This window comes from Plantactinospora sp. CA-294935 (assembly GCF_050936445.1).
Lineage (GTDB): Bacteria > Actinomycetota > Actinomycetes > Mycobacteriales > Micromonosporaceae > Plantactinospora.
This window is the reverse complement of the sequence record NZ_JBNJMU010000001.1, coordinates 9,178,019-9,201,628: the sequence shown is the minus strand read 5'-3', so window position 1 is coordinate 9,201,628 and position 23,610 is coordinate 9,178,019. Positions and strand designations below refer to the sequence as shown.

The following is a 23,610-nucleotide window of genomic DNA, read 5'->3' as shown; positions in this document are numbered from 1 at the left end:
ACCCGGGCCGGCCGGTGACCTCGTCCGGGTCAGTGCCCGCGGAAGGCCTCCTCCAGCCACCAGGCGCCGCGCTCGCTGGTGATCTTGGCGTCGACCACCAGCGGCCGGTCGCGAGGGCCGGCCAGCCAGTCCCGCACCGGGGCGAGGTCGTCGATCTCGCGTACGGTCAGCGCGGCGCAGCCGTAGCCCCGGGCGATCGAGGCGAGGTCGGTGTCGGGAAACCGGACCAGGTCCAGCGGATGGCCGTCCGGGCCGAAGTGGTGCACCTCGGCGCCGTACGCCGCGTCGTCGTAGACCACCACCAGCAGGGGCGGGCCGAGCCGGCTGGCGGTGACCAGCTCGGCCGCCGACATCAGGAATCCGCCGTCGCCGAGCGCCGCCACGGTGAGCCGGTCCGGCCGGGCCACGGCGGCGCCGAGCGCACTGGCCAGCCCCAGCCCGACGGACTGGAACGCCTGGGTGAAGCAGAACCCGGCGACGTCCGGTACGGAGAGGAACATCGACGGATAACCCATGAAGTTGCCGGAGTCGACCACCACGGTCCGCTCGGCGGGCAGCAGGTCGTCCAGGGCGACGGTCAGGGTACGCGGGTCGATCCGTCCCTCTCCGCTGCCGTCCACATAGGGCACGTCGCGCCAGCGCCCCTCGGTCGCGATCCGTCGGCGCAGCTCGGGTGTGCGCTGCGTGCCGGGCGGCCGGCCGACACCGGGTTCCCGGTCCAGCCGCCGTAGCGCGTACCGGGCGACCCGGGACACGTCGCCGCTGACGTGCCGGTCGATCCGGGGATGCAGGGTCGCGCCGATCGGCAGTTCGTCGACCTGGACCACCACGGCCGACGGGGAGATCAGCCGACCGTGCCGGGTGGTCCACATGTTCAGCGTGCTGCCCCAGGCGACCACCAGGTCGGCCTCGGCGATCAACTCGGCGGCGAGCGGGGTGGCGAATCCGCCCGAGACGTCGAGATACCACGGGTCGCCGACGAAGAGTCCCTTGGCGGCGGCGGAGACCGCCAGCAGCGCGGCGCACTCGTCGGCCAGCCGGATCAGCGGCTCCCGGGCACCCCGGGCGCCCCGGCCGGCGACGAATACTGGGCGCCGGGCGCTGGTCAACACGCTGACCAGCGGCTCGACGTCGGGAACGGGCGCGGCGGGCGCGGACCACGGGGCGAGCGGGCCGCTCCACGGTGCCGTCTGCGCGGCTTGCACGTCCAGCGGCAGCCCCAGCAGCACCGTGTCGCCCGAGGCCGCCCGCCGGTACGCGGCGTCGACGTCCACCACGACGTGCTCGGGGCGTACCCGCTGGTAGTGGATGCCGAGCGCGGTGGCGGCGTGCGGCAGGTCGACGAAGAAGTTCGACCGCGGCTCGGTCGCCTCCGGCGCCAGCACCAGCATCGGGGTCCGGCTCTTGGCCGCCTCGACGACCCCGGTCAGCGCGTTGGTGACCCCCGGTCCCTGGTGCACCGAGAGCACCCCGACCGCGCCCGAGGTACGCGCGTAGCCGTCCGCCATGCTCGCCGCGCCGCCCTCGTGCGCGGCGGCCACGAACCGGGCCCCGCCGGCGACCAGCGCGTTGGTGACGTGGAAGTTACCGCTGCCTACCACCCCGAAGACGTGCCGTACCCCCTGCGCGGCGAGCACCCGACCGACCACCTCGGCGACCCGCATGCCGTTCACACCCGTCCCGTCGCGCGCATCCGCTGCCGCCCGCCCGTCACCGCTCGCCCGTCGACCCCGCCGGCTACCGCTCGACCAGGGCGAGTACCCGGCACGGGCTGCCGGACCCCTGCACGATCGGCAACGGTCCGGCGACCACCACCGCGCCGGTCGGCGGAAGCTGCGCCAGGTTGCGGAGCTGGGTGAGGCCGTACTTGTCGGCGCCGAGCAGGAAGGAGTGGCAGGGGAACGGCGGGTCGAAGGAGTGCGCCGCGCCGGCGTCGGTGCCGACCGTCTCGACCCCGACGCCCTGCACCGGGGCCTCCTCGGCGAGCCACCTGGCGCAGGCCGGGGAGATCCCGGGGGTACGGCCGGCGTTGGCGTACCGCTGTGCGTCGTCGCCGTACGCGTCCCAGCCGGTCCGGTAGAGCAGCCAGCCGCCGGCCGGCAGCGGTCCGTGCTCCGCCTCCCAGGCCCGGACGTGTTCGACCTCCAGCAGGAAGTCGGGGTCGGCGGCGGCTTCGGCGGTGTGGTCGAGCACCACCGCCGGGGCGATCAGCCGGCTCGGCGGCACCTGGGAGACGTCGTCGCCGTGCCGGCCGCTGACCCAGTGCACCGGCGCGTCGAAGTGCGTGCCGGTGTGCTCACCGGTGGTGAAGTTGTTCCAGTACCAGGCCGGGCCGCGCTCGTCGTAGCGGCTGATCTCGCTCAGCGCGAACGGGACGGTCTGGCCGAACGGCTCGGGGAGGGTGAGGATCGGCGTCTGCGCCGAGAGCGGGGCGGTGAGGTCCACGACCTCGACCCGGCCGGTGGCGAGCGCGGCAACAAGATCTTGCAGCACGGTCATGGCGGGAACCTACCGGAGTTTCCGGGAAACCGACTCGCGCGATCGGTCAGGAGTTGCCCCGCCCGGCGGCCGGCCCGACCTGTGGAACGGCCGCCCCGGGGGGTCGCCGACCGAGTGGACGGGCGGGCCCCCCGGGGCGGGCTTGTCATTGTGCTCCTCCCAGGGCGTTCGACCGGCCGGTCAGCCCCAGTGCAACGAGTAGACCTGGGGCGTTCCGCAGTAGCCGGCCGGTGCCGGCAGCGGCGTCGGGGCGTTCGCCGTCGCGGCCCGGCAGACCTGGACGACGAGGGTGTCGACACCGCCGGACGGCTCCTGGGGGGCGAGCCGGAAGCTGTACTTGGTGATGTCGTTGTCCACTCTCGACGTGTCCTGGGCGATGGGGCGGCCGTTGCCGTAGGCGTAGAAGGTGACGAAGCTGAAGAGCCCGTCGTCCGGGCAGAGCGGGCCGGGATCGCGCTCGTAGGGGCGGTCGGCGATGGTGCCGGTGACGGTCACCGAGCCGAGCCCGGGAGGTGCGGAGATCGGAAGGAACTCCAGGGTTCCTTCGGCGAGGCCGTACCGGCAGCCGTCGCCGCTGTCGGCGGCGAACGCCTGCGGTGCGAGAGCGGTGTCGGTGCCGGCCCGGGCGGGGCCGGCCAGTGCGGTGAGGGTGAGCAGGGCGGCGGCGAGTAAGACCGCCGACCGGCGGATCGGTCGCGGCATGGCGTTACCTCCTGGTCGGACGGACGGTGCGGGTGGCGGTGCCTACCTCGGCGGGCGGTCGGGCGCGGGTGCGTGGCGGCCGGAGTCCCGCGGCCGGGCGGGACGTGCCGGCCGCCGGTCGGGACGGGACCCCGCCTGGCCGGCTGCCGAAGGACATTGTCACACGTCTATCTAACATTTCCAGGGGCCGTGCCGGAGGTTGCTGGATTCGGCAGTGCGGGCCGAGCGGCCGGCGGTCAGCGGATCGGCTCGGGGCGGAGCACCGCCAGGTATTCGTGGTGCTGCTGCAGCAGTTCCGGCAGCCCCGGCCGCGCCGTCGGGGTGAACGTCCGGTCCCCGACCATCAGCTCGGCCAGGAACAGGCCGGTCCCGGCGAGCAGCAGCGAGAGGTCGGCCGGCGAGTAGCAGCGCAACGTCTGGCTGATCCGGCGGTCCGGTTCGGAGGCCGGCCACCAGGTGTCCACGGCGGTGCAGGTGACCGGGTCGAAGCTGATCCGCTGGCGCAGGTCGTATTCGTAGCCACGGGCCGGGTCGGGCGTCAGGTGCTCCTCCTCGCCGTCCCACCGCGCCCAGACGAACGGGTTGAAGACGTCGACCAGGGCCACGCCGCCCGGACGGAGCCACTCGGTGCCGATCCGGGTCAGCAGCCGGCGCTGGTCGGCGTCCGTGCCGATCCCGAATCCGTTCCAGTAGCAGACGACGTCGAAACGCCCCGGTGGGCGTACCGCGTAGAAGTCCTCCTTGCGGACGGTCAGCGACCCGGGCGCGGTGTCGCCGGCGAACCGGTCGGCCAGGTCCGCCCGGTCGCTGATCTCGACGGCGGTGACGTCGTGCCCGGCTTGGGCGGTCGCGGCGGCGGTCGCACCGTAGCCCGCGCCGAGTTCGAGGACCCGCTGCGGCCGGTCACCGGCATACCCGTGCAGCAGCGCCACCCGCCGCCGGTCCTGGTCGGTGATCCGGGCCTCCGCCGGGCCCCACCAGCGGCCGGTCGTGGAGTAGAAGTCGCGTACCCAGTCCATGCTGGACAATGCAGCAGAGTCGGACCCGCCCGGCAACCCCTGTTGCCGCCCCGGCCCTCCCGGAGTTGCACCCGAGTCGGAATGGCGGCGCCGCCGGTCACCGGCGTCACCGCAGTGACGTGCGCCCGCCCCCGTTCAGCCCGGGCGCAGCCAGAGTACGCCGAGCGGCGGTACCCGCACCGCCGCCGAGGCGGGCAGGCCGTGCCACGGCTGGTCGTCGGCGGTGACCGCGCCGAGGTTGCCCACCCCGGAGCCGCCGTAGCAGTCCGCGTCGGTGTTCAGGATCTCGGACCAGCGCCCGGCCAGCGGCAGCCCGATCCGGTAGTCCTCGTGCGGCAGCGCGGCGAAGTTCGCCACGCAGACCAGCGGCGAGCCGTCGGTGGCGATCCGGATGAAGGCCAGGGTGTTGTTGGCGGAGTCGTCCGAGACGATCCACCGGAAGCCGGCCGGTACGGTGTCCTGGGACCAGAGCGCGGGATTGTCCCGGTAGCCGCGGTTCAGATCCCGGAGCAGCCGCTGCACGCCGGCCCGGCCCGGATCGTCGACCAGGTGCCAGTCCAGCCCCCGGGTCTCGCTCCACTCCCGGTCGTCGCCGAGTTCGCAGCCCATGAAGAGCAGTTGCTTGCCCGGGTGCGCCCACATGTACGCCAACAGCGCGCGTACCCCGGCCAGCTTGCGCCACTGGTCGCCGGGCATCTTGCCGAGCAGCGACCCCTTGCCGTGCACCACCTCGTCGTGGCTGATCGGCAGCACGTAGTTCTCGCTCCAGGCGTACACCAGGGAGAAGGTCAGCTCGTTGTGGTGGTGCTGCCGATAGATCGGGTCCTTGCCGAGATAGGTCAGGGTGTCGTGCATCCAGCCCATGTTCCACTTGAAACCGAAGCCCAGCCCGCCGGCGTCGGTCGACCGGGTCACCCCCGGCCAGGCCGTCGACTCCTCGGCCACCACCAGCACACCCGGATGCTTCCGGTAGACGGTTGCGTTGACCTCCTGGAGCAGGGCGATCGCCTCCAGGTTCTCCCGGCCGCCGTGCTCGTTCGGCAGCCACTCGCCGTCGCCGCGGGAGTAGTCCAGATAGAGCATCGAGGCGACCGCGTCCACCCGCAGACCGTCCACATGAAACTCTTCACACCAGTAGAGCGCGTTCGCGGCGAGGAAGTTGCGGACCTCGGGGCGGCCGTAGTCGAAGACGTACGTGCCCCAGTCCGGGTGCTCGCCGCGGCGCGGGTCGGGGTGCTCGTAGAGCGGGGTGCCGTCGAACCGGGCCAGCGCCCAGTCGTCCCGGGGGAAGTGCGCCGGCACCCAGTCCAGCAGCACCCCGATGCCGGCGGCGTGCAGCCGGTCCACCAGGTAACGGAAGTCGTCCGGGTCGCCGAAGCGCGCGGTCGGGGCGTAGTAGCCGGTCACCTGGTAACCCCAGGAGCCGCCGAACGGGTGCTCCATCACCGGCAGGAACTCCACGTGCGTGAAGCCCAGGTCGAGCACGTAGCCGGTGAGCTGGTCGGCCAGTTCCCGATAGGAGAGCCCCGGCCGCCACGAGCCGAGGTGCACCTCGTAGACGCTGATCGGCTCCTGGTGCGGCTGCCGCCGGGCCCGCCGGTCCAGCCAGTCGGCGTCGGACCACTGGTAGCCGGACCCGTCCACCACCGAGGCGGTGGCGGGCGGCACCTCGGTACGCCGGGCCAGCGGATCCGCCTTGTCCCGCCACTGCCCGTCCCGGGACAGGATCCGGTACTTGTACCGGTGCCCGGCCGCCGCCTCCGGGACGAAGATCTCCCAGACCCCGCTGCTGCCCAGCGACCGCATCGGCCAGCCCTGGTGCGTGCCCCAGCCGGTGAAGTCGCCGACCACCCGCACACCCACGGCGTTCGGTGCCCAGACCGCGAACGACACCCCGCCGCCGTCGGCCGGCCGGGCGCCGAGCGCCGTCCAGAGCCGCTCGTGCCGGCCCTCGGCGATCAGGTGCAGGTCGAGTTCCCCGACGGTCGGCGGATGGCGGTACGGGTCGTCGCGCGGCTCGCCGTCCACCACCACCCGGTAGTCGAGCACCGTACCCGGGACCGTCGCCTCGAAGATCCCCTCGTCGTGCACCCGGTGCATCGGCCGGCGTTCCCCGCCGATCAGCAACTCCACCGTGTCGGCACCCCGGCGCAGGGTACGGATCACCGTCCGGTCGCCGTCCGGATGGGCGCCGAGCACGGCGTACGGGTCGTGTGCCGTACCGGCGATCAGCTCGTCCATCCCTGGCCTTCCGGTCCGGCGGGTGTATCGGTGCGGTCGGCCCCGGCCGCGCTCTCCGCACCGCGCCGGCCGTCGTGCCGGTGCACGGTGAAGACGTGCGCGGGGGAGAGGAACGGGTCGAGCCGGACGGCGTTGTGCTGCCCCCAGTCGTACCGGGCGCCGGTCAGCTCGTCGTGCACGGTGAACCGCTCGTGCCAGTCGAAGCCGAGCGCCGGCATGTCCAGCACGGTGTTGCCCCACTGCACCTGCCCGGGGTCGACCGAGCAGACCACCAGCACCGTGTTGCCGGTCTGCTCGTCCCGTTTCGACCAGCAGAGCAGCGCCGGGTTGTCGATCTCGTGGAAGACCAGGTTGCGCAGCCAGTGCAGCGCGGGGTTGTCCCGCCGGATCGCGTTGAGCCGGGCCAGGAACGGGGCCAGCGACCGGCCTTCGGCCTCGGCCGCCGCCCAGTCCCGGGGGCGCAGCTCGAACTTCTCGTTGTCGAGGTATTCCTCGGCGCCGGGCCGGGCCACGTGCTCGAAGAGTTCGTAGCCGGCGTAGATCCCCCAGGAGGGCGAGAGCAGGCTGGCCAGCACGGCGCGGATCTTGAACATCGGCGGACCGCAGTGCTGGAGGTGCTCGGGCAGGATGTCCGGGGTGTTCGGCCAGAAGTTCGGCCGCATGTAGTCCGCCGCCGCCACCAGCTCCTGGCAGTACTCGCGCAGCTCGGCGGTGCTGGTCCGCCAGGCGAAGTAGGTGTACGACTGGGTGAAGCCGACCTTGCCGAGCCCGTGCATCACCGCTGGCCGGGTGAACGACTCGGCCAGGAAGAGCACGTCCGGGTCGTGCCGCTTGACCTCCCAGATCAGCCAGTGCCAGAAGTCGAACGGCTTGGTGTGCGGGTTGTCCACCCGGAAGATCCGGATGCCCTGGTCCACCCAGTGCCGCACCAACCGCAGTACCTCGGCCCGGATCCCCTCCGGGTCGTTGTCGAAGTTGACCGGGTAGATGTCCTGGTATTTCTTCGGCGGATTCTCGGCGTACGCGATCGACCCGTCCGCCCGGGTGGTGAACCACTCCGGGTGCGCGGTGACCCACGGGTGGTCCGGCGCGGCCTGGAGCGCCAGGTCCATCGCCACCTCCAGGCCGACCTTTCCGGCGGCGGCGACGAAGGACCGGAAGTCGTCGAGCGTGCCCAGGTCGGGGTGGATCGCGTCGTGCCCGCCCTCGGCCGCGCCGATCGCCCACGGCGAGCCGATGTCGTCCGGCCCGGCGACCAGGGCGGCGTTGCGGCCCTTCCGGTTGATCCGGCCGATCGGGTGGATCGGCGGCACGTAGAGCACGTCGAAGCCCATCGCGGCGACCCCGGGCAGCCGCTCGGCGGCGGTGCGGAAGGTCCCGGACCGGGCCGGCTGCCCGTCGGTGGCCAGCACCGCCCCCTCGGAGCGCGGAAAGAACTCGTACCAGGCGGAGAAGAGCGCCCGCTGCCGGTCGGCCCAGATCGGCTGGGCCGGCGCACTGGTCAGCAGCGTCCGGACCGGGTGCGCCCAGAGCAGGTCGGCCAGGTCCAGCGCGGGGGAGACCCGCTCGGGCAGCGGCCGCTCGCCGTCCCGCAGCGCGGTGGCGGCGGCCCGGACCCGGTCCCGCTCCTGCACCGGTACGCCGTCGGCGGCCCGGTCCAGCAGGTCGGCGCCCTCGGCCAGGTCGTTGGCCAGCTCGGCCGGCCCCTGCCCGGCGTCGATCTTCTTTCCGACGGCGTCCCGCCAGGTCAGATAGGGATCGTCGAACGCCTGCACGGTGAAGCTCCACTCGCCCACCGCGTCCGGCCGGATGGTGGCGTGCCACCGGTCGTCGAAGTGCGGGCCGGGGCGCATCCGGACCACCGGCCGCTGCGCACCGTCCGGGCCGCGCCAGGCGACCTGGCAGCCCATCGCCGCGTGCCCCTCACGGTACGACCGCGCGGTCACCGGGACCAGTTCGCCGACCACCGCCTTGGCCGGGTACCGACCACCCGCCACGGACGGCGTCACGTCCTCGATCGGAATCCGTCCACTCACCCTGCCCAACTTACTGTGATTGATCGACGGCCGCGCGTCGGACGCATCCCGGCAGGCCGGCCCCGCCGCCCCGACAGCCAGGCGTCATGATCCGGAGCGTCCGGCGTGCCAGGCAGGGCGAGCAGAACGCCCCCGCGTCAGCCGAGGGCTTCCCGGTAGACCGCCATGGTGCGGTCGGCGATGGCGTCCCAGGAGAAGTGTTCGACCGCCCGGCGCCGGCCGGCCCGGCCCAGCTCGACGGCGCGTCTCGGGTCGTCGAGCAGTTCGGTGATCGCGGCGGCCAGGTCGGCGACGAAGCGCTCCGGGTCGAGCGGGGTGCCGGTGCCGTCGCTGGCCTGCGCGATCGGCACCAGCAGTCCGGTCGAGCCGTCCGCGACCACCTCGGGGATGCCGCCGGTGGCGGTCGCCACCACGGCGGTCTCGCAGGCCATCGCCTCCAGGTTGACGATGCCCATCGGTTCGTAGACGGAGGGGCAGACGAAGACGGTGCTGTGGCTGAGGATCTGGATCACCTCGGGCTTGGGCAGCATCTCGGCCACCCAGACCACACCCTCCCGGCTGGCCCGCAGCTCGGCGACCAGCTCCTCCACCTCGGCGGCGATCTCCGCCGTGTCCGGGGCACCGGCCAGCAGCACGAGCTGGGCGGTCGGCGGCAGCCGGTGGGCCGCCCGGAGCAGGTACGGCAGGCCCTTCTGCCGGGTGATCCGGCCGACGTACGTCACGCTGGGCCGGTCGGGGTCGACGCCGAGCCGGTCCAGCACGTCGGTGCCGGAGTCGGGGGCGTACTGGTGGGTGTCGATGCCGTTGTGCACCACCCGGACCCGCTCCGGTGCGACCGTCGGATAGGCGGCCAACAGGTCGCGCATCATCCCGGCGGAGACCGCGATCACCGCGTCGGCGGCCTCCAGCGCGGTCCGCTCGCACCAGGAGGAGAGCGCGTAGCCGCCGCCGAGCTGCTCCGCCTTCCACGGCCGCAGCGGTTCCAGACTGTGCACGGTCACCACGTGCGGCACCCCGTGCAGCAGCTTGGCGACGTGGCCGGCGAGATTGGCGTACCAGGTGTGGCTGTGCAGCACGTCGGTGCCGGCGGTACCGGCCGCCATCGCCAGATCCACCCCCATGGTGCGCAACGCGGCGTTGGCGTGCGCCAGGTCCGCCGGCTCCGGGTACGCGGTGACGCCCGGCTCGGCGTACGGGGGCCGGCGGGGTGCCCCGAAGCAGTGCACCCGGGTGTCGGCGCGGGTACGCAGTTCACGGGCGAGGTATTCGACGTGCACCCCGGCCCCGCCGTACACCTCCGGGGGGTACTCCCGGGTCAGCAGGTCGACCCGGAGCCGCCGGTCGTCGGGCACGGATTCGGTCACAGCCGGCACCCTAGTGCAGCCCGCCCCGATCCGCCCGCTCCTCGACGACGCACTACTTCGGTGCGGTGGTGGCTTCGACCGCGGGCCGAGGGGCGCTCTTTCCGACAAGTAGCACGATCCTCGGCAGGTCAGCGGCTCAGCACCAGGGTCACGCCGATGGTGATCATGGTGATCGCGATCAGGGCGTCCAGGACACGCCAGGCGGCCGGGCGGGCGAAGACCCGGCCGAGCAGCCGGGCCCCGTAGCCGAGCGCGGCGAACCAGACGAAGCTGGCGAGCGCGGCCCCGGCCCCGAACGACCACCGGCCGGCCTCGCCGTGCGTGTTGGCGATCGAGCCGACCAGCAGGACGGTGTCCAGGTAGACGTGCGGATTGAGCCAGGTCATCGCCAGCACGGTGAGTACCGCCCTGCGCAGCGTCGAGCTGCCGCCGCCGGTGCCGGCCCGGAGGCTCTGGGTGGCGAAGACCCGGCGGGCGGCGAGCAGGCCGTAGCCGACCAGGAAGGCGGCGCCGGCCCAGCGGACCACGGTGAGTGCGACCGGGGCGCGTTCGACCACCGCCCCGATACCGCTGACGCCGGCCAGGATCAGTACCGCGTCCGAGGCGGCGCAGATCGCCACGATCGGCAGGACGTGTTCGGCACGTACGCCCTGCCGGAGCACGTACGCGTTCTGGGCCCCGATCGCCACGATCAGGGAGAGGCCGACGCCGAACCCGGTGATGAGCACGGGCAGCAGACCGGCCGTGGCGGCGGCAGAGGAGAGGATCACGGGCCCGACCCTAGGTAACGCGGCCAGACCACTCCAGCTAATCATTCTTACGATTCATTAGGCTTGCTTAACATGGACCTCCAGTTCGAGCAGCTCCGCACCTTCGTCTCCGTCGTCGACGACGGCTCGTTCGAGGCGGCGGCCCGGCGGCTGCACGTCACCCCCTCGGCGGTCAGCCAGCGGATGAAGGCGCTGGAGAGCACCGTCGGCCGGGTGCTGGTCGAGCGCGGCAAGCCGGCCCGCCCGACCCCCTCGGGACAGGTCGTGCTCCGGCTGGCCCGCCAGGTCGCGCTGCTCGCCACCGACGCGCTGCAGGAACTGGGGCAGGACTCGGCCGAGCCGGCGGAGTTCAGCCGGATCCCGATCGTGGTCAACGGCGACTCGTTGAACACCTGGGTACTCCCGGCGCTGGCCGCGGCCGCCCGCGAACGGATCTGTGTCGACGTCTACCGGGAGGACCAGGACCACTCCGTCGAGCTGCTCCGCCAGGGTACGGCGATGGCGGCGATCACGTCGGAGTCCCGGCCCGTGCAGGGCTGCGCGGTACGCCCGCTCGGCCGGATGCGCTACCGCCCGATGGCCAGTCCCGAGTACCTCCGGACCTGGTTGCCGGACGGCCCGACCGTCGATGCCCTGGCCCGCGCCCCGATGGTGGTCTTCGACCGCCGGGACGACCTCCAGGAGCGCTACCTGCGGCAGCGGTCCCGCCGGGCCTGGAACCCGCCGCGCAACTACGTCCCGTCCTCCGGGGACTTTCCGGAGGCGATCCGGCTCGGACTCGGCTGGGGGATGGTGCCGCCCCAGCAGAGCGACCGCTATCCGGCCGGCAGCCTGGTGCCGATCGACCCGGCGGCGGTGGTCGAGGTCCCGCTCTACTGGCAGCAGTGGCGACTCGACTCCCGGCTCCTCGGCGTGCTGGCCGACAGCGTCGCCGCCGCGGCCGCCGAAGCCCTCGACGGGTAGCCGAGCCGGGGCAGGTCCGCGCCGGCCCGCTGAACCCCGTCGCGGGCGTCCCCGGCCGACCCGGATCGGTGCCGTGGATCCGGGCGAATCGGGCCGTTGAAGATCTTGCCGGGACGAAGCCGACGAGCCCCGTGCGGCGGGCTGCCGGCTCCGTTACCGTCGGGACATGTCAGCCAAGGTCCTCGCGATCGTCCTGGCCGGGGGAGAGGGCAAGCGACTGATGCCCCTGACCGCCGACCGTGCCAAGCCGGCCGTTCCGTTCGGCGGCATGTACCGCATGATCGATTTTGTGCTGTCCAACCTGGCCAATGGCGGGTTCCTGAAGATAGTGGTGCTGACCCAGTACAAGTCGCACTCGCTGGACCGGCACGTCACCAAGACCTGGCGGATGTCGAACCTGCTCGGCAACTACGTGACGCCGGTACCGGCGCAGCAGCGCCGCGGACCGTGGTGGTTCGCCGGCTCGGCCGACGCGATCTACCAGAGCTTCAATCTGATCAACGACGAGCAGCCGGACTACGTCATCGTGTTCGGCGCGGACCACATCTACCGGATGGACCCCCGGCAGATGCTGGAGCAGCACATCGACTCCGGCGCCGGGGTGACGGTCGCCGGCATCCGCCAGCCGCTCGGCACCGCGGACCAGTTCGGGGTGATCGAGGTGGGGTCGGACGGCCGGCGGATCCAGGCGTTCCGCGAGAAGCCGACCGACGCGAAGGGCCTGCCGGACGCGCCCGACGAGATCTACGCGTCGATGGGCAACTACGTCTTCACCACCAAGGTGCTCTGCGAGGCGGTGGAGACCGACGCGGCCGACCGGGCCAGCAAGCACGACATGGGCGGCAGCATCATCCCGATGCTGGTCGAGCGGGGCGAGGCCAACGTCTACGACTTCCGCGACAACGAGGTGCCGGGCAGCACCGACCGGGACCGGGCGTACTGGCGGGACGTGGGGACGCTGGACTCGTTCTACGAGGCGCACATGGACCTGATCGCCGTACACCCGGTCTTCAACCTCTACAACTACGAGTGGCCGATCTACACCGACCACCCGCCGTGGCCGCCGGCCAAGTTCGTGCACGGGCTGGAGGAGCGGATCGGCCGGGCGGTGGAGTCGATGATCTCCCCGGGAGTGGTGATCTCCGGTGCGCTGGTGGAGAACTCGGTCGTCTCGCCGAATGTCCGGGTGCACTCCTGGGCCCACGTGGAAGGCTCGGTGGTGATGGAAGGGGTGGAGATCGGCCGGCACGCCGTGGTCCACAACGCCATCCTCGACAAGAACGTGGTGGTGCCGGAGGGCGCGGAGATCGGCGTCGACCTGGACCGCGATCGTGAGCGGTACACGGTCTCCGACCGTGGGATCGTGGTCATCGGCAAGGGACAGCGCGTCGAGCCCTGACCCGTCGGCCACCACCGGCGGAGCCGGCACCGCCGGTTCCGCGTGCCCACACCCGTGCCAGCAGGAGGTCACATGTCGGTACACGCCCGCGCCGGCCAGCCCACCGAGCCCGACGACCTGGTGGACGTGCCCCGGCTCGTCACCGCGTACTACGCCGAGCGGCCGGACCCGGCCGACCCGGCGCAGCAGGTCTCGTTCGGCACCTCCGGGCACCGTGGGTCGAGCCTGCGGGCGGCGTTCAACGAGCAGCACATCCTGGCGATCACGCAGGCGACCTGCGAATACCGGCGGGACCAGGGCGTCGACGGGCCGCTGTACCTGGCCCGGGACACGCACGCGCTCTCCGAGCCGGCCATGGTGAGCGCGCTGGAGGTGCTGGCCGCCAACGAGGTGACGGTGCTGGTCGACAGCCGGGACGGCTACACCCCGACCCCGGCACTGTCGCACGCGGTGCTCCGGCACAACTCCGGGCGTACCCGCGGGCTCGCCGACGGGATCGTGATCACCCCGTCGCACAACCCGCCCTCGGACGGCGGGTTCAAGTACAACCCGACGCACGGCGGCCCGGCCGACACCGACGCGACGAGGTGGATCCAGGACCGCGCGAACGCGCTGCTGGCCGACGGACTCCGCGAGGTCAGGCGCCTCCCGTACGCCCGGGCGCGCGCCGCCGACACCACCGGCCGGTACGACTTCCTCGCCGAGTACGTCGACGACCTGCCCTCGGCGCTCGACCTCCCGGCGGTACGGGCCGCCGGGGTGCGGATCGGCGCGGACCCGCTGGGCGGGGCGAGCGTGGCGTACTGGGGCGAGATCGCGGACCGGCACGGCCTGGACCTGACCGTGGTGAATCCGCTGGTCGACCCGGCCTGGCGGTTCATGACCCTGGACTGGGACGGCAAGATCCGGATGGACTGCTCGTCCCCGTACGCGATGGCCTCGCTGATCGCCCGGCGCGCCGACTACCAGGTCGCGACCGGAAACGACGCCGACGCCGACCGGCACGGCATCGTCACCCCGGACGGCGGTCTGATGAACCCGAACCACTACCTCGCGGTGGCGATCTCCTACCTGTTCGGCAACCGGCCCGACTGGTCGGCGGACGCGGCGGTCGGCAAGACCCTGGTCTCCTCGTCCATGATCGACCGGGTCGCCGCCGACCTGGGCCGGAAGCTGCTGGAGGTTCCGGTCGGCTTCAAGTGGTTCGTTCCGGGGCTGCTGGACGGCTCGGTCGGCTTCGGCGGCGAGGAGAGCGCCGGAGCATCGTTCCTGGCCCGCGACGGCCGGACCTGGACCACCGACAAGGACGGCATCCTGCTCTGCCTGCTGGCTGCCGAGATCATCGCGGTGACCGGGCGGACGCCGAGCGAACACTACGCCGACCTGGTGTCCCGGTTCGGCGAACCGGCGTACGCCCGGATCGACGCGCCGGCCGACCGGGCCCAGAAAGCGGTGCTCGGGCGGCTCTCCCCGGACCAGGTCACCGCCACCGAACTGGCCGGGGAGCCGATCACCGCCATCCTGACCGAGGCGCCGGGCAACGGTGCGGCGATCGGCGGGCTGAAGGTCAGCACCGAGTCCGGCTGGTTCGCCGCCCGCCCGTCCGGTACGGAGGACGTCTACAAGATCTACGCGGAGTCCTTCCGGGGACCGGAGCACCTCGGCCGGCTCCAGGAAGAGGCGCAGGCACTGATCGCCGAGGTGCTGAAGGGCGCCTGACCGGACCGGGAGCCTCGCAGTGGCAACCCGGACGTCGTGTCAGGCGGTCTCGGGCCACCGGTCACCGGCGTCGAGCCGCTTGCGCAACAGCGCGGCCAGCGGCATCGACTGGCCGTCCGGCCCGCCCTCACCGACGACCAGCTTCGCGGATTGCGGCCGGACAGTCGCACCGGTGAACCGGGCACGCAGGCTGGACGGCACGGTCAGCAGGTAGAAGTTGCCGGCGTCGTCCACCGCGTGGATCCGGGCGAGGTCCAGGTACCAGCCGGTGAGCTTGGTGCGGTAACGGGTACGGCCGTTGTAGGCGAGTGCGGTCAGTGCGGTCTGCCGCAGCCCCCGCTCCCGGGCCTGCGCGACGAACGCCGCGACGAGCTGCCGGGCCTGCTCGTGCTCCGCGTCCCGGCGATGCTGGTCGGCCAGTGCCCGGGCGGCGACCGCCTGCCGTCGTTGCTCTGCCCAGTCGCCGGACCCGTCCTGCCGCATCTCAACGACGGTACGCCGACCCGCGTCCCGACCACGACCGAGCCCTTCGCTCCTCGTCGCGGAGACCGGCTGGGCTATCTGCCCGGCGGCGGTGTGCCAGGGGGTCTCGGCGGGTACGGCGGTCCGGCTGGGCCGTAACCGGGCGGATGACCGCTCGGCGGCGCCGGATATCCGGGCGGATACTGCGGTGCGCCCGGTGATCCCGGGTATCCCGACGTCGCGGCGGGATGGGGCGGCACCGGCTGCCCAGGAACGGGTGGCCCCGCACCGCCCTGTCTCCGGCGTCGGCCCCGCACCAGCAACCAGCCGAGTACGCCGGCACCGGCCAACACCACCAGCAGGCAGAGCCCGCCGACCACGTACGCGGCGGGGCTGAGCCGGACCTCGGCCGACTCGTCGCCGGGCGGCGGTGCGGCCACGGCCGGTGACGTCGCGTCCGTCGTGGGAGTCGGTCGGGTACCGGGGCTGGGCTGCGCCCCGGCCGGCTCGACGTCGGCGGTCAGCGCCTCGACGAGGTTCAGCACGCCGTGGCCGTACTCGGGATCCCGGCCACGGGCGCCCCGGTCGGTGGCGGTCGCGGTGAGCCGGTGCACCACCTCGGCGGCGGAGAGATCCGGATATCTCGCCCGGACCAGCGCGGCGGCCCCGGCCACGATCGCTGTGGAGTCGCTCGTCCCGGTGGCCGCGCGGTACGCCCCGGTCCGGCTGGTGGAGGCGATGTCCACTCCGGGCGCGACAAGACCGACCGCGTTACCGGTGACGCTGACCGGGGCGAGTTTTCCGTCCCGTCCGGTAGCGCCGACGGCGAGCACTCCGGGAAAGGCGGCGGGATAGCCGACGAACCCGTCGTCCGGTCGGTTCCCGGCCGCGGCCACCAGCACGACGTCGGCGGCCAGTGCCTCCTCGACCGCCTGCTCCAGGTCGTCGCCGGCACCGGCGGAGAGCGACAGCGACAGCACCCCCGCCTTGCGGCGAACCGCCTCCCGGATCGCCCGGGGCAGGTCGGCGCCGGCACCGTACTCGGTACGCATCGCGCGGACCGGCAGGATCTTGGCCTTGGGGGCGATCCCCAGTACGCCGTCGGCATTGCCCGGACCGTGCCCGTGCCCCGCGACCAGTCCCGCCATCGCGGTGCCGTGTCCGTCGGTGTCCTGTCGGCCGTCGGTGTCCGCACCGGTCACGTCGACCCCGGGCAGGATGTTGCCGGTCAGGTCCCTGTGGTCCGCCCGTACCCCGGTGTCGAGCACCGCCACCACGACGCCGGCACCCTCGGTGACCCGGTGCGCCTGCGCGACGTCGAGCGCCCGCAGGTGCCACTGCCGGTCCCGGGCCGCATCCGCCAGTGCCGGCGGCGCGCCGGCCAGGGCCACGAGCAGACCGCAGACGGCTGCCGCGCACCAGCGCGGCAGCCGTTTGTGGAACCGGGTGGCTCTGCTCACCGGTCCTTCCCGAGAGTTCCGCGACCGGGCTCGTGCCGGCTGACGTCCCGGTTCGGCTCGATCTCGGGGGCGACGCCCTGCTCGACCTCCCACGGATTGTCGGGGTCCCAGTGCTTCTGCTCGGACTCGTCCTGATCGCGGCGGGCCCGGGTGCCGCCGCCCGGGCCAGGACGACGGGTACCCGACCTGGCGCCAGCCGGGCCGGCTCCACCAGCCGCGCCGGGCCGGCCACCCTGTGGCCCGATGACGCCACCGACCGGATTGATCCCCTTGGGTACACCACCCGAGCGGGGTGCGCCGACGCCGCCCGGTGGCACGCCGACGTTTCCGCTGGGCCGGGCACCGATCACACCGCCCGGCGGCACACCGGTCGGCACCGTACCGAGCGGGCCGACCTTGCCCGGCACGCCGGGGCCGCGTGGCCCGCTGCCGAGTCCCGGGCCGGTGCCCGGTAGTCCGCCGGGACCGGGTGGTACGCCGATGGTGGGCGGGACGACCGGTGGTACCGGAGCCGGCGGCCCGACCGGCGGACCGGGCGGAACCGGCGTGACGGGCGGGGGTGGCCCGGTGGTCGGTGGGGCGACAGTGGTCAGGCTCGGACCGTCCTCCACCGGGTAGGTGGGCGGAGTGACCTGTTCCGGGGTCAGTTCGGTGTGGATGTCCGGCGGCGGCGTCCCGTCGATGTAGCCGGGGCGGGAGTGCTCCGCCTCGCCCCGGCGGCGCGGCGGCGGGTTGACCACGGGTGGCCGGACCGTCCCGTCCGAGTCGTCGTCGAACTCCCGCGCGTTGTCGTCCTTGATGACCGGCGGGGGGATGTACTCCGGCGGTGGCTGGATCCGGCCGCCACCGTCCCGAGCCGCGCCGTCCACCTCCGCCTGCACGGCGCGGGCCCGGGCGACCAGCGCCGCCTGCTGGGCGTCGCTCACCGGCGGGTCGGTGAGGAGCGTCATCGCGCCCTCGCCGAGGAAGTCCCCGGCCTTCTGGCCCAGGCCGGTCAGGCCGAAGCGCGATGCGGCGACTCCGCCGGCCGTCGCCCCGACGTCGCCGGCCAGTTCGACCTGCCGCTGATAGTCGGCGAGTTTCCGCTGGTTTTCCAGGTATTCCCGGTAGATCGGTTCCAGCTTGGTCCGCGCCTGCTCGATGGCGTCCGCCACGTGCCCGATGTGCGTGGCGTTGTTCTGGGCCGCGGTCGAGGTCTGGCGGCTCGCCTCGATCAGCCGGTCCAGCTCGACCATGTACGCCGCCGAGGCCGCGTTCTGCTCCGGCGGCCACAGCGCGGCGAGCTGGTTGCGGCAGTTCTGCAACCTGGCGGAGTGCCCGCTCAGCATGCTGGACGCCCGCTCCCAGGCCGCCACCTGGTCCCGGCTGGGCTGGAGCTTCTGCTGCGCCGCGTCGACTCGCCGCCACAGGTGCGGGATGTACTCCTCAGCCATTGCCGGCACCTCCCGTCCCGGTGGTGGATCCGGTCGGCTGCGCGGCGGATTCCGGTCTCGTCTGCTCGGTCGGCGGCAGGACCTCGTGTACGTCGCTCACGGTGGCGTGCGCGAACGCGTCGGAGCCGCGGTAGTTGGCGGCGATCCGCTCGGCGGCCTGCGCTACCGCCTGGGTTCCCTGGTCGAGGTTGGACAGCGCCTTGAGGCTGTCCCTGATGCACTCGTCGTAGCGTTCCTGTAGGTGCAGCCAGTCGTCGCCTTCGAGCCGGTCGCCGATCGTCGCGCCCTGCTGCATGGCGTCGTGCACCGGGGGCACCTGGGTGCGGTAGCCCTCCTTGAGTTCCTCACGCATCGCCGCCGCCGCGCTCGCCAGACCGTCGATCTCGACATTGATCTGGCCGATGACCGCAGCGGCTGCCGCGCCGATCGCGCCGGCTGCCGCGCCCACCGATGGACCAACCGGGCTCATCGCAACCCCTCCCCGTGAATGGTTGGGTGACGTGGTCGCGGCTCATTGTAGCCGAAGCACAACCGACTGTTGTTGTCAAATCGGACGCCACGGATCGAGAAGTGGACAGTATGCGCTCCGGTGTGCGCTGCCCGACCGGTCGGACATCCCCACCGGTTCGCCCGATCCGCCGTCGGCCGTCGACCCCGGTTCACGCCGATGTCGCCCGCTGCACGCCTTCCGGTCGCCGACCGTCGTGATGCTGTGCCCCGATCGCCGGGTCAGACCGGCTCGACCCTCGACAGCACCGGAGGCCCGGTCGACCGGGCTCCGACGCACCACATTGGAACAGGTGATACCGATGTCCCGACGGCGCCAACTGATCGGCGCGCTGCTGGTGACGGCGGCCGTACTGGCCGGGACGCCCACCGGCGTCCAGGCGGGCGAGCGCCACCGACCGGAGTCCCGGCGGAGTTTCGACCTACAGGCCCACCGGGGCGGGCTCGGCCTGCGGGTGGAGAACACCCTCGCCTCGTTCGGCAACGCGCTCCAGCTCGGGGTCCGCACCCTCGAACTGGACGTGCAGGTGACCGAGGACCGGCAGGTCGTGGTCACCCACGACCGTCGGGTCAGCGGTACGAAGTGCGTCGACACCGCCCCGGCCACCCTGAACGACCCGGAGTTCCCGTACGTCGGGAAGTACGTCAACACGCTGACCCTGGCCCAGGTGCGTACCCTCGACTGCGGCACCAGGACGCTGGCCGACAAGCCGGGACAGCTCGCCGTACCCGGGGCCCGGATGCCGTTGCTGCGCGAGGTCTTCGCGCTGGTGAAGCGCTACCGGGCGGACGACGTCACGCTCAACGTGGAGACCAAGGTGGAGGCCGGCGCGCCGACCGAGACCGCGCCCCGGGAGCAGTTCGTGCAGCTCACCGTGGCCGAGATCCGGGCCGCCGGGCTGCTGAAGCAGGTGACCGTCCAGAGCTTCGACTGGGGCGCGCTGATGCGGATGCGTCAGGTCGAGCCCCGGCTGCCGCTGGTCGCGCTGACCAACTACGACTTCCTGCAGACCGGGCAGCCGGGTGCCTCGCCCTGGCTCGGCGGCCTCGACATCGACGACTTCGGCGGCGACCCGATCAGCGCGATCAGGAGCTTCGGCGCCACCGCGTTCTCGCCGGTGCACGGCTTCCCGCAGAACGGCACGGTCACCGACCCGGGCTACCGGCCGTACGTGACCAGGGAGATGGTCGCGCACGCGCACCGCAACGGCATCAAGGTGGTGCCGTGGACGGTCGACGACGTGCCGACGATGGGGAAGTTGCTCGACGACGGGGTGGACGGCATCATCACCGACTACCCGGACCGGCTGCGTACGCTGCTGGCGCAGCGCCGGATCGCGCTCCCGAAGGGGTACGCCGCGCCGTTCGACATCCAGGCGCACCGGGGCGGCCGGGCGACGAGGCCGGAGAACACCCTGCCGGCCTTCGCCAACGCGCTCGGCAACCCGGCGATCTCCACACTGGAGCTGGACACCGGGGTGACCCGCGACGGTCACCTGGTGGTGCTGCACGACCGGACCGTCAACGGCAGCCACTGTGCGGACACCGCGCCGGCCTGGCCGGGTGACCGGGCGTTCCCGTACGTCGGCAAGCGGGTGCACGACCTGACGCTGAAGCAGATCCGGACCCTCGACTGCGGCTCGAAGACGCCGCCGGAGCTGCCGGAACAGGTTGCCGTGCCGGGTGCCCGGATTCCCACCCTGGACGAGGTCTTCGAGCTGGTGCGGCGCAGCGGCCGCCGGGACGTACGACTGAACGTCGAGACCAAGCTCAGCCCGCTGGTGGCGGACACCGAGCCGTACCGCAGCTTCACCGCGAAGCTGGTCCGGGCGGTCGAGCGGGCCGGTTTCACCGACCGGGTGACGATCCAGTCGTTCGACTGGCGGACCATCACCCACGCCCGGGACCTGAACCGGCGGATCGAGACCGTCGCCCTGGTCTGGCAGTACGGCCCGGCCGAGTGCGCCAGCCTCGCCGACGAGTGCTCGCTCCAGGCGGTCTACGGCGACCCCTCGGTGCGCAGCCCGTGGACGGCCGGGCTGGACTGGTGGCGGTACCGGGACCTCGGCAAGCTGGTCCGGGCCTCCGGCGCCGGTACCGTCTCGGCCAACTGGCAGGTGCACGACCCGGCCCAGGACACCGTGCCGTCGGCCGACTGGTACCTGCGGCAGGACCCGGCGTACTTCCACGGCCCGACGGTCGCCGACCTGCAACGCCGGTACGGGCTGAAGGTGGTGCCGTACACGGTGGACGATCCGGCGGTGATGCAGCGGGTGATCGACCTCGGGGTGGACGGCATCATCACCGACTACCCCGAGCGGTTGGTGACAGTGGCGATCCGCAACGGCCTGCGCTGACCCCGTCCGGAAGCTGACCGGACGAACGGTGGCGATCCGCAACGGCCTGCGCTGACCCCGTCCGGAAGCTGACCGGACGACGGGACGGGCCCTCCGGACGACGGGAGGCCCGTCCTCACACCCGATCGAAGTAGCCGCGCACCTCGGCGACGACCGTCTCCAGTTGCTCCTCGGTGAGCTCCGGATAGATCGGCAGGGAGAGGCACTCCCGCGCCCACGCCTCGGTGACCGGCAGGTCGCCGGGCTTGTGCCCGAGCGAGGCGTACGCCGGTTGCAGGTGCAGCGGGATCGGGTAGTGCACCCCGGCGCCGATGCCGGCGTCGCGCAGGTGGGCCAGCAACCCGTCCCGGTGCCGGGTCCGGAGCACGAAGAGGTGGTAGACGCCGCGCCGGTTCGGCGGCTCGGCCGGCAGCACCAGGTCGCCGACCCCGTCCAGCCGGGACCGGTACGCCGCCGCCAGTTCCCGCCGCCGCTGGTTGCCATTGGCCAGCGTGCCCAGCTTGACCGAGAGTACGGCCGCCTGCACGGTGTCCAGCCGGGCCGCGTAGCCGACGGTGAGGTGCTCGTACTTGCTGGTGCGGCCGTGGTCGGAGAGCCTCCGGACGCGCTCGGCGAGGGCCGGGTCGGAGGTGGTGACCGCGCCCGCGTCGCCGAACGCGCCGAGGTTCTTGCCGGGATAGAACGAGAAGCAGCCGATCCGGCCGTACGCCCCGGCCCGGACCACCGATCCGTCGTCCCGGACGTACTCGGCGCCGTGCGCCTGGGCGGCGTCCTCGATCAGCGGCACCCCGGCGGCCGAGGCGAGCGCGCCGATCGCGGTCAGGTCGACCGGCAGGCCGTAGAGGTGCACCGGGAGCACCGCCCGGACCCGGTCGACGACCGACTTCAGCGCGTCCGGGTCCATCGCGCCGGTCTCGGCGTCCACCTCGACGAAGCGCGGCCGGGCACCCAGCCAACTCACCGGCTCGGCGGTGGCGACGAAGGTGTGCGCCGGCACCGCCACCTCGTCGCCGGGACCGATCCCGAGCGCGGCCAGGCTCAGGTGGATCGCGGCGGTGCCGGAGGCGACCCCGACCGCATGGGTGGTGCCGCAGAAGGCGGCGAACTCCGACTCGAACTCGCCGACCTCGCGGCCGAGGATGAACCGGGTGTCCTCGACGACTGCGCGGATCGCCGCGTCGATCGCGTCCCGGTGCCGGTGGTGGGCGGCGGCCAGGTCGACCAGGGGAATTCGGGGCATCTCAGCCTCCTGTGTGCTCGGTGAACCTTCTTCGACCCTTCCCCTGCGGTCCGTGGCCGCGGGTCGGGTCGGGGCGCTGACGGCGCCGGACGGTTCAGGGTGCAGAGGTGGTCAGTGCGCGGCGGTGGTCAGGTCGGGGTGCGGGCCGTCGGGGCGCGGGCCGTCGGGGTGCGGGCGTCGGCCGGGCGTCCCGGCGGCGTCCACCGGGCCGGCGACGGGCGGCACCGGCACCGTCGCGCCGCCGGCCCGCAGCGAGGCGTCGGCGGCCTCCAGCACCGCCACCACCCGGGCGCCGTTCCAGCCGTCCGTCCGGGGGCGTGCCCCGGTGCGGACGCAGTCGAGGAAGTGCCGCAACTCCAGGCTGAGCGGTTCCGCCGGGGAGAGCACGGGTACGTGCACCGCGTCGTCGCGCAGCCGGTAGCGCCGTACGCCGTCCCCGTCCGGCTCCAGCGGCTCCGCCCCCTTGTCGTGCACGGTGAGCCGGGCGTCGGTGTTCAGGTCGTCGTAGACCAGCATCCGCCGGGTACCGACCACGGTGGTGCGCCGGGTCTTCGCCGGGTCCAGCCAGCTCACGTGCATGTGCGCCACCACGTCCCCCGGATAGCCGACGGTGACGAACGTGACGTCCTCGACGCCGTCGTGCAGATAGCGACCGCCCTGCGCGGCGACCCAGCACGGCTCGGCGCCGAGCAGGTAGTTGGCGATCGAGACGTCGTGCGGCCCGATCGACCAGAAGGTGTGCAGGTCGTTCTGGATCCGGCCCAGATTGAGTCGCTGGGAGTGCAGGTAGAGGACGTCGCCGATCTCGCCGGACCGGATGTAGTCGCGCATCCGCTCGACCGCCGGGACGTACTCGAAGGTGTGCCCGACCATCAGCACCAGGCCGTACCGGTCGGCCGTCTCGGCCAGCGCGACCGCGTCGGCGACCGACATCGCCAGCGGCTTCTCGACGAAGACGTGCTTGCCGGCGGCCAGCGCCCGGCGGGCCAGCGGCGCGTGGCTCGGCGCGGGAGTGGCGATCAGGACCGCCCGGACCTCGTCGTCGCCGAGCACCGCGTCCAGGTCGTCGGTGGCGCGCACCCGCGGGTAGCGCTCGGTGGCCGCGCGCCGCCGTTCGGGGCTGGCGTCCACCAGGTAGCGCCACCGGTCTCCGGCCAGCTTGTCGAGGTTGCGGGCGAGATTGGTGCCCCAGTAGCCGAAGCCGATCAGGCCGAACTTCTCGGTCACGGTGGTGTCTCCAGGAGATCGGTGACGGTGGAAATCGTCGCCGAACATCGCACGGATATTTCGGCGACGCGAATTCCGTTCGGCGAGGATCATTCGCTGTCGGCGGTTTGGAAAAGCGTCGACAGGCGGGTGACGGCGGCCGCCGGAAGCCCGGCGGCAATTCCCCGAAATCCTGCTACGGCCCGGCGGCGACCCGCCAGCGGCGTGTCCAA

The 23,610-nt window shown here is 72.8% G+C and carries 17 protein-coding genes and 1 pseudogene; 4 read left to right on the top strand and 14 right to left on the bottom strand.

Annotated features, from left to right (window positions below; translation table 11 throughout):
* Positions 1-29 precede the first annotated feature (29 nt).
* The 8 genes from ACQEVC_RS39950 to ACQEVC_RS39915 form a co-directional block, all read right to left on the bottom strand.
* A complete protein-coding gene (locus ACQEVC_RS39950) occupies positions 30-1,664 on the bottom strand; it encodes a thiamine pyrophosphate-binding protein (protein ID WP_432888819.1) in 1,635 nt (544 codons plus the stop codon).
* A gap of 73 nt (positions 1,665-1,737) precedes the next feature.
* On the bottom strand, positions 1,738-2,499 hold the full coding sequence (locus tag ACQEVC_RS39945; RefSeq protein WP_432888817.1) for a cyclase family protein: 762 nt from the start codon (positions 2,497-2,499) through the stop codon (positions 1,738-1,740).
* A 180-nt stretch (positions 2,500-2,679) separates the two neighbouring features.
* Positions 2,680-3,201 carry a hypothetical protein gene (locus tag ACQEVC_RS39940; RefSeq protein WP_432888815.1) on the bottom strand — a complete coding sequence of 174 codons (522 nt, stop codon included), beginning with the start codon at positions 3,199-3,201 and terminating at the stop codon, positions 2,680-2,682.
* Positions 3,202-3,437: 236 nt separating this feature from the next.
* Positions 3,438-4,220: a class I SAM-dependent methyltransferase gene (locus ACQEVC_RS39935; RefSeq protein WP_432888813.1), complete on the bottom strand. Its 783-nt coding sequence runs from the start codon at positions 4,218-4,220 to the stop codon at positions 3,438-3,440.
* A 135-nt stretch (positions 4,221-4,355) separates the two neighbouring features.
* The gene (gene glgB / locus ACQEVC_RS39930) at positions 4,356-6,461 is read right to left on the bottom strand and encodes a 1,4-alpha-glucan branching protein GlgB (RefSeq protein ID WP_432888811.1); all 2,106 of its coding nucleotides are present in this window, start codon (positions 6,459-6,461) and stop codon (positions 4,356-4,358) included.
* Positions 6,449-8,497 carry an alpha-1,4-glucan--maltose-1-phosphate maltosyltransferase gene (locus ACQEVC_RS39925; protein WP_432888809.1) on the bottom strand — a complete coding sequence of 683 codons (2,049 nt, stop codon included), beginning with the start codon at positions 8,495-8,497 and terminating at the stop codon, positions 6,449-6,451. Before ACQEVC_RS39925 ends, glgB begins: the two co-directional genes overlap by 13 nt.
* A 137-nt stretch (positions 8,498-8,634) precedes the next feature.
* On the bottom strand, positions 8,635-9,861 hold the full coding sequence (glgA, locus tag ACQEVC_RS39920; protein ID WP_432888807.1) for a glycogen synthase: 1,227 nt from the start codon (positions 9,859-9,861) through the stop codon (positions 8,635-8,637).
* A 128-nt stretch (positions 9,862-9,989) separates the two neighbouring features.
* Positions 9,990-10,631, bottom strand: coding sequence for a LysE/ArgO family amino acid transporter (locus tag ACQEVC_RS39915; RefSeq protein WP_432888805.1), 642 nt, complete (start codon positions 10,629-10,631; stop codon positions 9,990-9,992).
* A gap of 72 nt (positions 10,632-10,703) precedes the next feature.
* On the opposite strand from ACQEVC_RS39915, the gene ACQEVC_RS39910 reads away from it, so the two are divergent.
* From ACQEVC_RS39910 to pgm, 3 genes and pseudogenes are all read left to right on the top strand, one after another.
* Positions 10,704-11,594 (top strand): LysR family transcriptional regulator ArgP, encoded by an 891-nt coding sequence (locus ACQEVC_RS39910; RefSeq protein ID WP_432888803.1) that lies wholly within the window; start codon positions 10,704-10,706, stop codon positions 11,592-11,594.
* Between the two features lie 163 nt (positions 11,595-11,757).
* A pseudogene (gene glgC, locus ACQEVC_RS39905) lies at positions 11,758-12,993 on the top strand (glucose-1-phosphate adenylyltransferase); the annotation flags it as partial.
* Between the two features lie 72 nt (positions 12,994-13,065).
* Positions 13,066-14,712 carry a phosphoglucomutase (alpha-D-glucose-1,6-bisphosphate-dependent) gene (gene pgm / locus ACQEVC_RS39900; RefSeq protein ID WP_432888801.1) on the top strand — a complete coding sequence of 549 codons (1,647 nt, stop codon included), beginning with the start codon at positions 13,066-13,068 and terminating at the stop codon, positions 14,710-14,712.
* A 39-nt stretch (positions 14,713-14,751) separates the two neighbouring features.
* Here the strand turns inward: pgm and ACQEVC_RS39895 are convergent, their stop codons facing one another.
* The 4 genes from ACQEVC_RS39895 to ACQEVC_RS39880 form a co-directional block, all read right to left on the bottom strand.
* Positions 14,752-15,195, bottom strand: coding sequence for a hypothetical protein (locus tag ACQEVC_RS39895; RefSeq protein ID WP_432888799.1), 444 nt, complete (start codon positions 15,193-15,195; stop codon positions 14,752-14,754).
* Between the two features lie 74 nt (positions 15,196-15,269).
* On the bottom strand, positions 15,270-16,634 hold the full coding sequence (locus tag ACQEVC_RS39890) for a S8 family serine peptidase (protein ID WP_432888797.1): 1,365 nt from the start codon (positions 16,632-16,634) through the stop codon (positions 15,270-15,272).
* A complete protein-coding gene (locus ACQEVC_RS39885) occupies positions 16,631-18,067 on the bottom strand; it encodes a hypothetical protein (protein WP_432888795.1) in 1,437 nt (478 codons plus the stop codon). Before ACQEVC_RS39885 ends, ACQEVC_RS39890 begins: the two co-directional genes overlap by 4 nt.
* Complete coding sequence (locus ACQEVC_RS39880; protein WP_432888793.1) at positions 18,060-18,515, bottom strand: hypothetical protein; 456 nt, start codon at positions 18,513-18,515, stop codon at positions 18,060-18,062. The genes ACQEVC_RS39885 and ACQEVC_RS39880 overlap by 8 nt, the downstream gene beginning before the upstream one ends.
* Positions 18,516-18,876: 361 nt before the next feature.
* Here ACQEVC_RS39880 and ACQEVC_RS39875 point away from each other — a divergent pair, with 361 nt between their 5' ends.
* Positions 18,877-20,931, top strand: coding sequence for a glycerophosphodiester phosphodiesterase family protein (locus ACQEVC_RS39875; RefSeq protein WP_432888791.1), 2,055 nt, complete (start codon positions 18,877-18,879; stop codon positions 20,929-20,931).
* A 115-nt stretch (positions 20,932-21,046) separates the two neighbouring features.
* On the opposite strand, the gene ACQEVC_RS39870 is transcribed toward ACQEVC_RS39875, so the two are convergent.
* Positions 21,047-22,171 (bottom strand): DegT/DnrJ/EryC1/StrS family aminotransferase, encoded by a 1,125-nt coding sequence (locus tag ACQEVC_RS39870; protein ID WP_432888789.1) that lies wholly within the window; start codon positions 22,169-22,171, stop codon positions 21,047-21,049.
* 111 nt (positions 22,172-22,282) lie between these two features.
* The gene (locus tag ACQEVC_RS39865; protein WP_432888787.1) at positions 22,283-23,398 is read right to left on the bottom strand and encodes a Gfo/Idh/MocA family protein; all 1,116 of its coding nucleotides are present in this window, start codon (positions 23,396-23,398) and stop codon (positions 22,283-22,285) included.
* Positions 23,399-23,610 lie beyond the last annotated feature (212 nt).